This is a genomic window from Daejeonella sp. (genome assembly GCF_046590655.1).
Taxonomy (GTDB): domain Bacteria; phylum Bacteroidota; class Bacteroidia; order Sphingobacteriales; family Sphingobacteriaceae; genus Daejeonella.
Window position 1 is genome coordinate 1 of record NZ_JBKJUM010000148.1, and the last position, 14,836, is coordinate 14,836.

Annotated in this window: 13 protein-coding genes; 10 read left to right on the top strand and 3 right to left on the bottom strand. The window is 41.0% G+C overall.

What is annotated here, in order from left to right; translation table 11 throughout:
* The 3 genes from ACLL8Z_RS13660 to uvrB form a co-directional block, all read right to left on the bottom strand.
* Positions 1–2,414 (bottom strand): YfhO family protein (locus ACLL8Z_RS13660; protein ID WP_411275344.1); only part of this gene is annotated, 2,414 nt, incomplete at its 3' end.
* 183 nt (positions 2,415–2,597) lie between these two features.
* Positions 2,598–2,846: a DUF4834 family protein gene (locus ACLL8Z_RS13665; protein WP_411275345.1), complete on the bottom strand. Its 249-nt coding sequence runs from the start codon at positions 2,844–2,846 to the stop codon at positions 2,598–2,600.
* 91 nt (positions 2,847–2,937) lie between these two features.
* The gene (gene uvrB, locus ACLL8Z_RS13670; protein ID WP_411275356.1) at positions 2,938–4,968 is read right to left on the bottom strand and encodes an excinuclease ABC subunit UvrB; all 2,031 of its coding nucleotides are present in this window, start codon (positions 4,966–4,968) and stop codon (positions 2,938–2,940) included.
* A 108-nt stretch (positions 4,969–5,076) separates the two neighbouring features.
* On the opposite strand from uvrB, the gene ACLL8Z_RS13675 reads away from it, so the two are divergent.
* The 10 genes from ACLL8Z_RS13675 (at position 5,077) to ACLL8Z_RS13720 (ending at position 14,827) form a co-directional block, all read left to right on the top strand.
* Complete coding sequence (locus ACLL8Z_RS13675) at positions 5,077–5,766, top strand: YjjG family noncanonical pyrimidine nucleotidase (protein ID WP_411275346.1); 690 nt, start codon at positions 5,077–5,079, stop codon at positions 5,764–5,766.
* Positions 5,763–6,320: a DinB family protein gene (locus ACLL8Z_RS13680; protein ID WP_411275347.1), complete on the top strand. Its 558-nt coding sequence runs from the start codon at positions 5,763–5,765 to the stop codon at positions 6,318–6,320. Before ACLL8Z_RS13675 ends, ACLL8Z_RS13680 begins: the two co-directional genes overlap by 4 nt.
* A gap of 238 nt (positions 6,321–6,558) precedes the next feature.
* Positions 6,559–7,536 carry a DUF6427 family protein gene (locus tag ACLL8Z_RS13685; RefSeq protein WP_411275348.1) on the top strand — a complete coding sequence of 326 codons (978 nt, stop codon included), beginning with the start codon at positions 6,559–6,561 and terminating at the stop codon, positions 7,534–7,536.
* A 259-nt stretch (positions 7,537–7,795) separates the two neighbouring features.
* Positions 7,796–8,488, top strand: a complete 693-nt coding sequence (gene purQ / locus ACLL8Z_RS13690) for a phosphoribosylformylglycinamidine synthase subunit PurQ (RefSeq protein ID WP_411275349.1) — start codon at positions 7,796–7,798, stop codon at positions 8,486–8,488.
* Positions 8,488–9,222, top strand: coding sequence for a type III pantothenate kinase (locus ACLL8Z_RS13695; RefSeq protein ID WP_411275350.1), 735 nt, complete (start codon positions 8,488–8,490; stop codon positions 9,220–9,222). The genes purQ and ACLL8Z_RS13695 overlap by 1 nt, the downstream gene beginning before the upstream one ends.
* The gene (locus ACLL8Z_RS13700) at positions 9,219–10,532 is read left to right on the top strand and encodes a hypothetical protein (RefSeq protein WP_411275351.1); all 1,314 of its coding nucleotides are present in this window, start codon (positions 9,219–9,221) and stop codon (positions 10,530–10,532) included. The genes ACLL8Z_RS13695 and ACLL8Z_RS13700 overlap by 4 nt, the downstream gene beginning before the upstream one ends.
* A 3-nt stretch (positions 10,533–10,535) precedes the next feature.
* On the top strand, positions 10,536–11,120 hold the full coding sequence (gene lptC / locus ACLL8Z_RS13705) for an LPS export ABC transporter periplasmic protein LptC (protein ID WP_411275352.1): 585 nt from the start codon (positions 10,536–10,538) through the stop codon (positions 11,118–11,120).
* A 132-nt stretch (positions 11,121–11,252) separates the two neighbouring features.
* A complete protein-coding gene (locus ACLL8Z_RS13710; protein ID WP_411275353.1) occupies positions 11,253–13,355 on the top strand; it encodes a SurA N-terminal domain-containing protein in 2,103 nt (700 codons plus the stop codon).
* A gap of 155 nt (positions 13,356–13,510) precedes the next feature.
* Entirely contained in the window at positions 13,511–14,026 is a 516-nt protein-coding gene (locus ACLL8Z_RS13715) for a DUF2480 family protein (RefSeq protein WP_411275354.1), read from the top strand.
* A gap of 27 nt (positions 14,027–14,053) precedes the next feature.
* Entirely contained in the window at positions 14,054–14,827 is a 774-nt protein-coding gene (locus tag ACLL8Z_RS13720; protein ID WP_411275355.1) for a DUF3108 domain-containing protein, read from the top strand.
* The last annotated feature ends 9 nt before the right edge of the window (positions 14,828–14,836 follow it).

Consider the following 14,836-nt stretch of genomic DNA (forward strand, 5'->3'; position numbering starts at 1 on the left):
GATGCAATCAACGAAATTAATTCTCCCGTATAATATGACGCAGGTTCAAATTTAAATTCAAGCTTATGATTGCCGCCTGGCAGTTGGGCAGCTCTTAAAAGATAATCAGCTCTGAAATATGGAATTTTTTCGCCATCTACATAGGCATTCCATCCCGGTTTGTAGTAAATCTCAGAAAATACAGCCAGGGCATCCTTGCCGGAGGAATATTCATATGTCATCAGATCTGGATGGTAGGAGGTAAGGCGGATAAATCCGTTCTCGTCATATCCAACCCTTCTCAGATCAATCATCGGTTTAAACTCCTCGGAAACCACCACCATTTGTCTAGGGTCAAAGCTACTGATGGCCGACATTTCCTCATCTGCGTTTTTTACATAAGTAACATTAGGTACAAACCAGGCATTGCCTGCTGCACTGTCCCGGTTTTGTATAGTCTGCTTTTGGCCGGTTTCATCAGATGTAATTAGATACTTTGTATTCAGCATATCAAGAACATCCTCATTAATAGAGCCGTTAAATTGCTTGTCAAGTAATTCCTGGTATCGCTTTAATTTGGCAGCATGGTAACCGCCCAGGCTTTTGTGGAAATAAGAGGGTGTTGAACTCAGAAAAGGGCTGCCGGAACTAAGGTCAAATACCCGGAAGTGTCCGGTATCGCGCATAATCAACCGATCAACATCTCTTGGCTGGAATTGCTGCGCAAGGATATTCTTCTCAACAAATTTCTCGTTATTAAGATATCGGCGATCGATATTCCACATATCCCCCAATATCACCACTCCCAAAACAATAAATACAATTTGTGGACTAAGCTTTTTATTGATTAGGGCCCACATCAATCCAGCACCGATCAACACGAAAAGAAGCGAGCGCAGGGCATCCATACGCGCCAGGCTTATTCTATCCTGTACCAGGGCGTTTGCGATACTGTCAGCGAACGGCCTGTCACCATTGGTAGCCTTACTAAGCTGCTCAATAAATTGGTTATGATTACTTGATTTGAAATCCAGCAGAACAGATGGAAGCGCAATCAAAATAAGCAAAAGCCCGCCAGTGATGTAAAGTGAGTATAATAGATGTTTAGTTAATTTCTTGGGATCTTCTGTATGAAATGCGACTTCTTTAACAGCTAAAATCGCTAATACCGGTATTAAAAGAGCGGCGATGACAAGGATCGACTCAACGGCCCTGAATTTATTGTACAGCGGAAAATAGTTGAAGAAAATATCTGAAAGGAAGGGTAAATGTCTTCCAAAAGACAGCAAAAGGCATAATAATGTGGCGCTTAGAATCCACCATTTTATTCTATTCTTAACGATAAATAGGCCTAAGACAAAAAGGAAACAGATAATCGCTCCGAAATACCATGGTCCGGAAGTGAATTGTTTTTCTCCCCAGTATGTACTTAAACCCATTTGGTATAACTGCTGCATAGCAGGTACTAGCTGCTCAGCTGGGATTCCTTTTGTTGTTAATGTTTTTGCAACTTCTGAATCGGCAGCAAGGTCAACAACTCCGGAAGCGCCGCCATAAGCATTCGGCACAAGAAAAGTTAGGCTTTCACCAACTCCCTGGCTCCAGGCGTAGGCATAATCCCGGTCAAGGCCGTTGTTCGGCACTGATTTTTCAGTCGTTAAGTTAGATTTACCACGTGTTGATTCTTTAGCATATTCATAACTAGTCCATAGTGCACCTGCATTTACTGCAATTGCGAGCATTGCGGCTGCGGCAAGATATCCGAATGATTTGATGAAATCTTTTGTCGATTTTGTTTTGATTGCATGGTAAAGCTCAATTCCCACAAATATCACAAGCGCAATAAAGAGGTAATAGGTCATCTGGATGTGGTTAGTCCTAATCTCAATTGCCAGAAACAGGGCTGTGATAGAAGCTCCAGCAAGGTACTGCCTCCGGAAAGTCATTATAATGCCAGCCAAAATCGGTGCGAAGAAAGCTATAGCAAATGCTTTATTACTGTGACCTGCATCTATAATCTGAAAATTATAAGATGAAAATGCGAAAGCTATAGCACCTGCCGCTGCCAGCCAGGGGTTCATTCTTAATACACAGAAAAGAAAATATGCACCTAAAAGATAAAGTAGAACGGCGTCAATTGGATTGGGAAAAATCGTCTTGAAGAATGAAATGAAATATGTAGTAATGTTTTTAGGATATTGTACCCAGATCTGATAAGAGGGCATTCCACCGAACATTGAGTTGGTCCACAGAGGTCCTTTGCCATCCTTTGCTCTGAAATCCATGATTTCCTTCTGCATCCCCTGAGCCTGAATGACATCGCCTTGAAATAGGGCTTTTCCTTGCAATGCAGGACTGAAGTACACAAAGCATATTGCAATAAATATTCCTATGATGGCCAGGTGAATGCCATTTCGTTTAAACCAGTTATTCATTCTCCTCGAGTTAGTTGAATGTCAAAAATATAAAAAAGGTTATACCTGCAAGGAAAGATTGCCAGCTTTATGAAAATAAATCTGAAGAGCGTTAAACGCTGTACTCCTGCACGGCCGGATGTATGGTAAAAGTTTTTGTCTTTCCTGCCTGGAGACTGGTAACGGGAAACTGATAACTAAAATCTATTTCACTTCTTCGTAGTCAACAAAATCTCCGGCATCATCGCCCCGGTTTTTCTCTTTAGGAGGCATGTAATCAACTTTGATTCGGCCGTCGGGAGTTTGATTATGTCGTTGCTGGTATCTCTGATTCGCCTGATTCTGCGCTTTAGCCATCATTTTATGGAAAAACATGGGTAATAAAAGCCTTGCTACCATTTTCAGCAGCCATAAAACGCAGATAGTGATGAATAAAATCTTTAATAATACCATGATACTAAATTGAATTGTTCAAATATAGACGATATTTTTTCTAAAATGTTTCATCAGACTGTAAAAGTTACTGGGATGTATCACGTATAACTCACCCAAATCGCTCTTCCAATATCTTCTCCAGGGCAAACATTTCATCCCTAAGTTTAGCAGCTAGCAGGAAGTCCATATCCCTGGCAGCATTCACCATGTCTTTTTTAGTCTTTTCAATCGATTTCTGCAGTTCCGGTTTAGTCATATATTGAACGATTGGATCAGCCGCAAGATTATCAGTCATCTCTTTTTCAACGTAGGCTTTCTGCACCCCCCCTTTGAAATCCATAACAGATGTCTGCTCGATAATTGCCTCACGGGATTTACCGATCGTTCTCGGTGTAATTCCATGTTCTGTATTATACGCTATTTGTTTCTCCCTTCGTCGGTTAGTTTCATCAATTGTAACCCGCATGCTTTCGGTTATCTTATCTGCATACATAATAACCCGCCCACGATCATTCCGGGCAGCACGGCCAATTGTTTGGATCAGAGAACGCTCGGATCTTAAAAAACCTTCTTTATCTGCATCAAGAATAGCTACCAGCGAAACTTCCGGAAGATCCAGGCCTTCTCGAAGTAAGTTTATCCCAATCAGAACGTCAAAAACTCCTAGTCTAAGATCCCTCAGAATCTCAACTCGTTCAAGCGTCTTTACTTCTGAATGTATATATCTCACTTTTATACCCAGGCGGTCCATGTATTTTGTAAGCTCTTCCGACATGCGTTTGGTGAGCGTAGTGACTAGGATCCGGTCGCCCAGCTTCACTGTTTTGTCTATCTCATCCAGGAGGTCATCCACCTGATTAACCACTGGCCTGATTTCTATTACCGGATCGAGGAGTCCTGTTGGCCGAATAACCTGTTCTACGAAAACGCCTTCAGTTTGCTCCAGTTCATAGTCGCCGGGCGTGGCACTAACATAAATCGTTTGAGGCGCAAGTTTTTCAAATTCATTGAAGTTCAATGGCCTGTTATCCAGCGCAGCAGGTAATCGAAACCCATAATCAACGAGAGAAAGCTTCCGCGATCGGTCCCCGCCATACATTGCCCGGATTTGCGGTACCGTAACATGACTTTCATCGATGACCATCAGGTAGTCCTCAGGAAAATAATCCAGTAAACAGAATGGGCGCATTCCGGGAGACCTGCCATCGAAGAATCTTGAATAATTCTCAATACCACTACAGTAGCCTAATTCCCGCATCATTTCAAGGTCGTAATTGACTCTTTCTTCTAAACGCTTAGCCTCAAGGAATCGCTTTTCGTCGATAAATTGCTGTTTGCGGCTTTCAAGCTCTTCCTGGATCGACCAGACCGACTTGTTAAACCGATCCTTTGGCGTGACGAAAAGATTTGCAGGAAAGACGGCAACATGGGTCATTTTTTCAATAGTCTTTCCGGAAGCAGGATCTATTGTAGTTAGCTCTTCAATATCATCCCCAAAGAAGGATACCCTATAAGCATAATCCATGTAGGCAGGGTAAATATCGACCGTATCACCTTTCACACGAAATGTACCGCGCCTGAAATCAGCCGTTGTACGTGAGTATAAGATCTCAACCAGGCGGTGAAGAAATGCGTTTCTGCTGATCTTTGTTCCTACTGCGAACCGAAATATTGAATTGGAAAAATCTTCCGGATTGCCCATACCATAAATACAGGAAATCGAAGACACTACAATTACGTCACGCCTTCCCGACATTAAAGAGGAAGTTGTGCGTAAGCGCAGCTTTTCGATCTCCTCATTGATCTGCAAGTCTTTCTCGATATAGGTATTTGATGAAGCTATGTAAGCTTCAGGCTGGTAATAATCGTAATATGAAACAAAGTAATTGACGGAATTTTCCGGAAAAAATTGCTTGAATTCACCGTATAGCTGGGCTGCCAAAGTTTTGTTATGGCTTAATACCAGCATGGGCTTTTGTGTCTCCTGTACGACGTTAGCAACGGTAAATGTCTTCCCCGAACCCGTAACCCCTAATAAGGTCTGGTAATGCTCACCATTATTAACTCCTTCAACTAACTGGCGGATAGCTTCCGGCTGATCACCTGTAGGCTTATATTCAGATGTTAATTTAAATTCCATGTTTACTGCAAAGGTAAAGTTATAAGTTGTAAGTTCTAAGTTGTACGTTATAGGTTGTAAGTTTGTAGGCGTCCAGCCTGGAAACTGGAAACTAAAAACTGGCAACTGATGTACAAACACCTCTTCTTCGATCTTGACCATACCATCTGGGACTTTGATAAAAATGCTGAAGAGACGCTTCACGAACTTTATTATACCTACAATTTAAAGCAATTAGGCCTGCACTCGCCTGATCTTTTTATAGAGGTATATACAAAACATAACCACCAGCTTTGGGCGGATTACCATGTTGGAAAAATCAGTAAGGACGTTTTGAGGTCGACCCGTTTTTCAAAGACTTTTACCGAGCTTGGAGTTTCACCCGACCTGATCCCCGGGAAGTTCGAAGATGATTATGTTTCCATATGTCCTACCAAAACCAACTTGTTTCCTCATGCCCATGACACCTTGTCGTATCTTGAAGCGAAATATACCCTGCATATTATTTCAAATGGATTTAAGGAATCAACAGAACAAAAAATCGGAAACAATGGACTATCAAAATACTTCAGCACGATTTTCATTTCCGAAATAATAGGTTTTAACAAACCGGATAAAGCTATATTTGAACATGCTTTGAATAAAACCGAGGCAAAAGTTTCTGAAAGCCTGATGATTGGCGATAGTTTGGAGGCGGATATCAGAGGGGCCCAGAATTTTGGTATGAAAGCAATTTATTTTAATCCTGCCAGGAGTGAAAAACCTGACGATGTAGTATATCAGATACATTGTCTGAGCGAATTAGTTAAAATACTATGAGTGTTAATAGTCATTTCAGTTCCATAATTAAAGCGGTCGGGCGATACGAAAGTCTTTTAACCGGGGTTTCTGAAGAAAAGTTTACTCAAACTCCGATCGATGGCAGTTGGTCTTATTCGGAAACCTTCTCGCATATTTTTCAATCTAACTTAGTTTCTTTATTTTCGATTGAGAAGTGCTTAATTGGGACGGGTACGTTTAGTGAGAAAAGCACCCCCTGGCAGGTATCGTTGATACTTTTCTTTGGCAGATTTCCCCCGGGAAAATATAAAGCACCTGCTCAGATAGCTTCTATGGTTAAAACATTAAGCAGGGAAGAAGCCGCCAACCTAATTGTAAAGTTTAAGAATCGGTTAATAGAATTAAAAGGCAAAGTCGACCGCGCCGACAAGAATCAAAGGGTAAAGCACCCCCGTTTAGGGCTTCTAAATGCAAGGCAGTGGTTTAGATTTATCGAAATTCACACTATACACCATACACGGCAGTTGACAAGAATTTCAAATCTCCACCCTCCACGTGATCAGAGTTCTTCCTCTTCGAAAATCACATCATAAGGGCTTACCCAAATTCCGGCGATAACTATAATAAGGAGCACAATAAGCTGTATGATAAGTTCTGTTGACATAATCGAGGGTTTTTATTAAATACGTAAATGCTGATGACTCGTTGTTATAGAAATGTTAACTTTTTATTAAGGTTACTCTGCTCCACTTTCACTTTTCACCTATTCGCTTTAAAATTCAACTGTCCTCTCTCAAGCTTTTATCTTAATATTGTAGCAAATACCCCTAAATGATTAAGCAGTTCCGCAGTATCAACCCCGTTAATATTATCTTACTTGCGGGAATGACGCTTTTATTAAGAATTGGGATATTCATTCATCCGCCCGATCAGGTTAGTGTAGATTTTATTGAGCCTTTTACGAGGTTTTTGGTTCCATTACCAGAAAACACATATCCCGTAATAACTAATATTTACCTGGCAGCTTTTCTTTTGTTCATTCAGGCGCTCATTTTTAATACGATTATAAATTCATACAACCTTCTCGGTAAATCCACATACCTCCCGGCTCTACTATATATTTCGGCAGGAAGTTTATTTATCCCTTTTCTAATACTTAGTCCGGCGTTATTTTGCAATTTCCTGTTGTTATGGATGGTAGAGAAGTTTCTAAGTATCTATAAACGCGATCAGGTAAGTTCAGTTATGTACGATCTGGGGATGATGGTCGCTCTGGGAACACTTATTTATTTTCCGTTTATAGCAATGTTGCCAGTTCTTTGGATCAGTCTCATCATCTTCCGCCCATTTTATTGGAGAGAGTGGCTGGCTGTTTTGATCGGATTATTTACTATTTTCTTTTTCCTGGGAGTATTTTATTACTGGAACGATTCTCTTGATCAATTTTACAGAATATGGCTGCCCCTTGCTTCGAAATTTCCGACAAACCTTCGGATAAACTTATACGATACCTTGGTTCTTCTTCCTGTAGCCAGTATTTTGATCCTTGGATTTATTCAGCTGCAAAAAAACTTCTTTCGCAGCGTCGTACATCTGCGGAAATCTTTTCAGCTGCTATTCTTCATGTTTGTAACCGGACTCGTTTCCTTCTATTTAAAGGAAGACCTCAGGCTTTATCACTTTCTTTTATGCGCTCCGCCTGTAGCAGCTCTAATGGCTTATTACTTTGTACATGCGAGTCCTGGATGGCTTTATGAAAGTATGTATGGTGTTTTGGTAGCGGGGATTATATATTTTCAGGTTTTTTAGAGGGTCGAAAGTTATAGTTAATATTCGCCAGCTCATGCTGCGGAGGACAAAGTTCTTTTTGCTATAGGTCAAATGAACCATGCCGACGGGGAGGAATTAGGTGCCACGCCGCGGGCATGAGGCGGGGAGAATACTACAACCCTGGCTTTAACCTTTTTTAACACTAAACCACCCTAACAATCTCAAATTTTAAATAGATTTGTAGCATAAACAATGTACCGGTGAAGAGTTTATAATAACCGGAAAAAATGTTCAAGCGATGAAATTTGGAGTTGTAATTTTCCCTGGATCAAACTGTGACGAAGATATCATCTATGTTTTAGATCAGATTATGGGCCAGGAGGTAGTTCGCTTATGGCATAAGGAACATAGTTTGCATGGTGTCGATTTTGTTGTATTGCCCGGTGGCTTTTCATTTGGCGATTATCTGCGTTCGGGTGCAATTGCTAAATATTCCCCTTTAATGCAAGAGATAATTCAATTCGCAAATAGAGGAGGCTATGTTTTTGGAATATGCAACGGGTTTCAAATCCTTGCGGAAGCCGGACTGGTGCCAGGAGCATTACTTCACAATACGAGTCGCAAGTTTATTTGCCGAAACATTTACATGAAGCCTGCAACCAATAACAGCCTGATTACCTCCATGCTGGACCCGGCGAAAGCATTGAAAATCCCAATAGCTCATGGCGAGGGTAATTATTTTGCTGATGGGGATACTATAAAGAAAATTCAGGATAATGATCAGGTGTTGTTTCATTATTGTGATGAAAATGGCAATGTGACGGAATCTTCTAATCCGAATGGATCATTAAACAACATTGCCGGTGTTTGTAACATCAAGCGTAATGTTTTTGGTCTGATGCCACATCCTGAACGTGCAGCTGATTCGATATTAGGAAATCAGGATGGTCTCGGAATCTTTGAATCTATATTGAATATAGCCACTGCCTGATGCCGCAGCTGGTTATTGATATTGGAAATTCACGTACCAAAATTGCCATTTTTGATGATCATAAACTCATTAAAAATGATGTACTTGATCATCTTAAGGTTGAACTCCTGGAAGTATATTTAGAAGAGTTCGACATACAACAAAGTATTATTTCATCAGTTAAAGATGATATAGAAGTTTTAGAAGAGGTGCTGGCTGATCGAACCGCTTACATCAGGTTTTCTTCCAAATTGAACACAGGGGTAATTAATAAGTATAAAACTCCTGAAACTCTTGGCTTAGACCGTCTTGCTGTTGTGATTGGTGCCAGAGCATTATTCCCGGGAAGAAATTGCCTTGTTATCGATCTGGGAACCTGCATTACCTACGATGCGATCGACAAAGAGGGTATTTATCTCGGTGGAAGTATTTCACCCGGGTTGAACATGAAACTTCGGGCAATGCATGAACTCACTGGTCGTTTACCTCTGGTTCAACTGACGTTTTATGATGAATTAGAGGGGTATGATACCCGTACATCCATGCTTTCGGGAGTGGTTAATGGCACTCTTTCGGAAATTGTTGGATTTATTAAACGTTATCAGGTTAAATATTCTGAATTGCAGGTAATACTGTGTGGTGGGGATGCGATTTTTTTTGATACTAGGCTAAAAAATATCATCTTTGCGCACACTTTGAAAACCGAGCCAGATTTGGTACTTATTGGTTTAGACCAAGTTATTAATCAACAATGATAAAGATTTTCAGAAATATATTTTTTATTTCCCTTTTAGCTGCCAGTATATCTTCTTCAGCTCAAACAACGTCGAGCTCACCATATTCACAATTTGGCCTTGGTGATTTAAAACGCTCTCTGTTACCACAAACCAGAGGTATGGGTGGAATAAGCATGGGAATTCGTAAGCCCGGAGTGTACGATAATATAAACATGGCTAATCCGGCCTCTTATTCTACGCTGGCACTGACTGCATTTGAAGTAGGTGCTTCAATGGATTTGAGAAGCCTTAGTAAAGCGGGCGTTGATGGTCAGAGTAAATTCAATTCTACCTTGAGCCATATAAACTTTGGTATCCCTGTAAGCAGATCTTCGGCATTAAGTTTTGGCCTTGTGCCTTATAGCGACCTCGGCTACCAATTTAAAACTTCCGCTGTGCTCGATACAAATAAGGTTGAATATGTTTACGGAGGTGAAGGAGGTGTATCTAAAGCTTATATCGGATATGGTTTCAAACTAGCTAAAAATCTAAGTTTCGGCTTTAATATAGGCTACCTTTTTGGAAGCCTTAAGGAAAATCGCTCTATTGACTTTCTTAATAAAGCGGAAATCTTCGGTTATGACTTGTCTGCTTTCAACTCACGCACGCAATATCAACGCTCTGTGGGTGGTCTCAGTTTTGATCTCGGACTCCAGTATGAGGCTATCCTAAGCAGCAATACTAAATTGATCTTTGGTTATGCAGGGAATACCGGTAAATCAATTAATTCCAGGAGTGATATTCTCACAACTCGTTACCGTCGGGACGCAAGAGGTGAAGAACTTGCTATATCTGATAGTACTTATTTTTTGAAAGGTGGCAAAAGCAAAATAAATATACCGGTTACCCATACTGCAGGCTTCGCATTTGAAAAGGCTAATTCCTGGCTCATCGGTGCAGATTTTTCCTACGGTAAATGGTCAGATTATAGTGAGGGCGGCATTAACGATGGCCTGAATGATAGTTACGGCCTTGCATTAGGCGGTCAGCTTACACCAGACGGTACTTCTGTGAGCAATTACTGGAAACTGGTGGATTACCGCCTGGGTATGAAATACGACAGAACCTTTATCAGGATAGGTGATAACGATATCAAGCAGTATGCCCTTACTTTTGGATTAGGATTTCCATTACCAAGCAGCCGCTCTTCATTTTACCGGATAAATCTCTCAACCGAAGTAGGTCAAAGGGGAACTCAGAAAGATAATCTGATACGCGATAATTACGTTAATGTCCACCTTGGGTTTACCCTCAACGATAAATGGTTCCAGAAAACCTATATTGAATAAATTATGAAACTTCACCGTTTTATATCCTGCATGAAAGCAGGCCTGACCGGTGTTTTCTTCCTGATCTGTATTACCTTTATTTCTTCGTGTGAAAACGATCTGAAAGATGTTGAACAGATATCGGCAAAAAAACTTTCAGTGCCTGTTGATAAAACTACAGGTGTTACTGTGATTTATAGCGATTCCTCGGTCGTTAAGGCGAAAATGATTACTCCCGAATACCTGCATTATAAAACAGAAAAACCCTACATTGAAATGCAAAAGGGTGTGCTTGTTATTTTTTACGATGCCAATCAGCAGGAAACCAGCCGGGTGAAATCAGATTACGCAATCAGGCGTGAGAATGAGAAGGTAGTTGAATTAAAAAAGAATGTTGTGGCTACCAACAATAAAGGTCAGACATTTAAATCTGAAGAATTGATATGGGATGAATCGAAAGGGCGATTTTTCTCAAATCGTCTGGTAAGCATCACCTCTCAGGGAAATACACTTTTTGGAACCAACTTTTGGTCTAATCAGGATTTTTCATATTATGAGATAAAGCAGGCCACCGGGGATTTGAGTTTGACAGACAAGCAAGGCTTTTGATAGTTAGAAATAGATAATCAGGTGCTTTCAACTTTCAGCTTTCCGCTCTCAAGTATTTTTCATGGTTTATTTTCAAAATTTGTATCTTGCGCCCTCTTTTAAAAATTATATAAAAATATTGATATGGGAATAATGGGTTTTTTGCGGAACCGCGCAGGGATTATCATCGTTGGGGCAATCGGTTTTGCAATAGTTGCATTTTTAGTTAGCGATGCTCTTCAGATGGGAGGGTCATTTATAAATTCTAGTCAGACGGAGGTTGGAGAGGTCGATGGCGAAGCAATTCCGGTACTTAAGTTTAATGAGCAGGTGGAATTGAATTCCAATAACTTTAAACAACAGATGGGGCAGAGTAATTTGGATCCTCAAATGACTTCATACGTTATCGAGAATACCTGGAACCAGGCCGTATCTAAGATTTTGATGGATAAGGAAATCAGCCGGCTCGGATTGCAGGTAAGTAAAAATGAGCTGAACGATCTTATTACTGGTAAAAATCCGGATCCGCAAATTCTTCAGAACTTTGGCGATCCTCAGACAGGACAGCTTAACCGGATGCAATTGAATTCATTCCTTGATAATGTTAGAACTCAGGATGCAAACAGTCCCGTAAGTATGCAGTGGACTTCATTTTTATTAAATATCCGCGAAAATAAACTAGCCCAGAAGTATAATAACCTTGTTAAAAATAGTCTTTACGTCACTGCATTGGAGGCCAGGGAAGATTATTCCCAGCGAAATAAACTGGCAAATTTCCGTTTTGTTAACCTTGAGTATTCCTCTATCCCAGACAATCAGGCCAAGATTACCGAGCAGGATTATAAAGAATATTATGACGAGTATAAGTACCGTTTTAACAATCAGCAGGAGTCACGAACTTTTGAATACATCGTATTTGATGCCAACCCTACGAAAGCTGATACCGCGGAAATAAAAGCTCTTGTGGACAAGACATCGGGCGAGTTCAGGGCGGCTACTAATGATTCCCTTTTTGTAAGCATCAACTCTGAGACGAAAATGCCTGTAGGCTATATCCGCAAAGGGCAGCTTGAAGCAGTTTTAGATTCCGCAGTATTCGCGGCTACTAATGGAGCGTTTATCGGACCAATATTTTCCAATGGTCAGTACAAAATGATCAAGGTTCTTGACATTAAAAATAGTCCTGATTCAGTAAAAGCAAGTCATATTCTTCTCAATCCGGCTACTGAAGGCGGTGCGGATAAAGCGAAAGCGAAAGCGGATTCACTGGCCGGGCTTTTAGCCAAAGGCGGAAGTTTTGCAGAGCTCGCCGCTAAGTTCGGAACCGACGCTACGAAAGATAAAGGCGGAGATCTTGGAACATTTGCCAGGGGTGCTATGATTCCTGCATTTGAAGATGCTGTTTTTAATGGAAAAACTGGCGATGTCAAAGTGGTGGCAACGCAATTTGGAGTTCATGTTATAAAAATTACCGGACAAGTCGGAAGTTCAAAGGTGGCTAAAATAGCTATGGTCGACAAATCACTTGCAAGCAGCAGTAAAACACAGCAGGAGGCATATTCAAAAGCAACTGCTTTCCTAAGTACCGCCAGAGATGCTGAGTCATTTAATACACAGGCTCAAAAAGCTGGATATTCAAAACTGATAGCTGAAAATGTTGTAGTTACGCAATCTACTATTCCAGGATTGGATACTCCGAGAGAAATGATCCGCTGGGCCTTTGGTGCAGATAAAGGGGATGTTTCGGAACAGGTGTTCGAGATGGGCAATAAGTTTGCAATTGCTAAGGTTGTCGACGTGTTAGAAAAAGGAACTCTTCCATTGGATCAGGTTAAAAAACAAATTGAACCATTGGTACGCAATAAGGTTAAAGCCCGTATGCTTGTAGAGAAGATGACGAAAGCCCGTACCGGTGCTTCATCCATTGAACAGGTGGCACAAAAAGTTGGTCGTGCAGTTACACCGGTTCAAAACATTGTATTCGCGAACCCCGTGATCCCTGGAATCGCGCAGGAGAATAAACTGGTAGGCGTAATTTTTGGGTCACAGCCAGGTAAATTATCAGAGATTGTTGAGGGCGATAACGGAATCTATGTATTTGTAGTAAATGGATTTACCAATCCCGCACCCCTAACTAACGTGTTTAAACAAAGGGTTCAGGTAGCGCAAGGCCTGGTTCAGCGTGCACCGGGAGAAGCCTTTAAAGTTTTGAGAGATAAGGCTGACATCAAAGACAATCGTGTAAAGTTCTTTTAAGACCATAATTCATTAACTTTGTAACCGGGAAAGATTTTAAGATCGTTTCCGGTTTTTTTGTTAGGCAGATTGCTTGGCTATGGTAAACAGGCTTCGTCGTACCTCCTCGCAAAGACAAACAAACGGTAGTTGCATCTGAGCAGAATAGCTGAATAATGGACATACAAGAAAACATCATAAACAAAGTCGCCCAAAGCGGCCTGGTAAGCTTTGACCTTGCTGAATTATATCCGCAGGGAGATCGGGTTCTATACGACATCAAAGAAAACCTTTTCCATGGCCTGATGCTGAGGGAAAAAGATTTCAGGGAGTTTATAAAGGAACATAACTGGGAACAGTATAATGAAAAGCATGTTGCCATTACTTGTACGGCAGATGCGATAGTACCCACCTGGGCTTATATGCTTTTGGCGAATAGATTGGCTGGTTTTGCAACGACCGTTGTTTTCGGCGATCTGCAGCAACTTGAAATTATTCTTTTTGAAAGAGAGCTCGAAAAGCTGGATCTTGAAAAGTATCGCGACCAGCGGATCGTAATTAAGGGTTGTGGCGAAATTGCGATCCCGGAATCTGCATTCATCAATCTCACGGTGAAATTAACAGGGATTTCTAAAAGCATAATGTACGGAGAGCCATGTTCTACCGTTCCTATATATAAGAGGAAGGAATAAGTTGAGAGTGGAAAGTGGAATTTGAAGATGAAGTACAAAATAGTAGTCTTACTTTTAATAATAGCAGCGGTTAATGGCTCCGGGCAGGAGCTTCCGAATGTAAAGGAGCCGGTATTTCAGGTAGGGGAGCAACTTTCTTACAAGCTACGTTATGGGTTTATTACAGCTGCGGAAGCTCAAATCCGGGTTGAGCCTTCTGATACCAGATTTGACGACAAACCCATATACCATCTTGTAGCTGAAGGGCGCACATCAGGTTCGTTCAATGTTTTCTATAAGGTTAGGAATCGTTATGATTCATACATAGATCGTATTGATCTTAGTCCCTATCTCTACACCGAAAATATCCGTGAAGCAAATTACCGCCGTAGTGATAAGGCCAGGTTCTATCAGGATCAAAAGAAAATAGTTTCCAATAAAGGGACTTTTAGGGGCGATGGACAAACCTTTGACGTGGTTTCAGCATACTACTTTGCCAGAAACCTTGACATATCCAAGCTGCGAATCGGCTCCAAATTCAGTATGGACTACTTTCTTCATGATGGCGTGTCAAATCTTGAAATTCAATATGTAGGTAAAGAACAGGTAAAGACAGCTTTAGGAACCTATAACTGCTTAAAGTTCAGTCCCTCAATACAGCCCGGACGAATTTTTAGAAAAGATAGCAAACTGTATCTTTGGATAACTGATGATGCAAACCGGATCCCTGTAAAAGCTCAGGTGGAAATATTGGTCGGCTCGGTAACTTTAGAACTGATGTCCGCTAAAGGCTTGAAATATCCCCTAACAGCATCAAAATAGTATTAAGTA

Bases quoted from the DNA above. Each gene is read 5' to 3' on its own strand.
- ACLL8Z_RS13665 (WP_411275345.1), bottom strand. From the start codon at position 2,846: ATGGTATTATTAAAGATTTTATTCATCACTATCTGCGTTTTATGGCTG.
- uvrB (WP_411275356.1), bottom strand. From the start codon at position 4,968: ATGGAATTTAAATTAACATCTGAATATAAGCCTACAGGTGATCAGCCG.
- ACLL8Z_RS13675 (WP_411275346.1), top strand. From the start codon at position 5,077: ATGTACAAACACCTCTTCTTCGATCTTGACCATACCATCTGGGACTTT.
- ACLL8Z_RS13680 (WP_411275347.1), top strand. From the start codon at position 5,763: ATGAGTGTTAATAGTCATTTCAGTTCCATAATTAAAGCGGTCGGGCGA.
- ACLL8Z_RS13685 (WP_411275348.1), top strand. From the start codon at position 6,559: ATGATTAAGCAGTTCCGCAGTATCAACCCCGTTAATATTATCTTACTT.
- purQ (WP_411275349.1), top strand. From the start codon at position 7,796: ATGAAATTTGGAGTTGTAATTTTCCCTGGATCAAACTGTGACGAAGAT.
- ACLL8Z_RS13695 (WP_411275350.1), top strand. From the start codon at position 8,488: ATGCCGCAGCTGGTTATTGATATTGGAAATTCACGTACCAAAATTGCC.
- ACLL8Z_RS13700 (WP_411275351.1), top strand. From the start codon at position 9,219: ATGATAAAGATTTTCAGAAATATATTTTTTATTTCCCTTTTAGCTGCC.
- lptC (WP_411275352.1), top strand. From the start codon at position 10,536: ATGAAACTTCACCGTTTTATATCCTGCATGAAAGCAGGCCTGACCGGT.
- ACLL8Z_RS13710 (WP_411275353.1), top strand. From the start codon at position 11,253: ATGGGTTTTTTGCGGAACCGCGCAGGGATTATCATCGTTGGGGCAATC.
- ACLL8Z_RS13715 (WP_411275354.1), top strand. From the start codon at position 13,511: ATGGACATACAAGAAAACATCATAAACAAAGTCGCCCAAAGCGGCCTG.
- ACLL8Z_RS13720 (WP_411275355.1), top strand. From the start codon at position 14,054: ATGAAGTACAAAATAGTAGTCTTACTTTTAATAATAGCAGCGGTTAAT.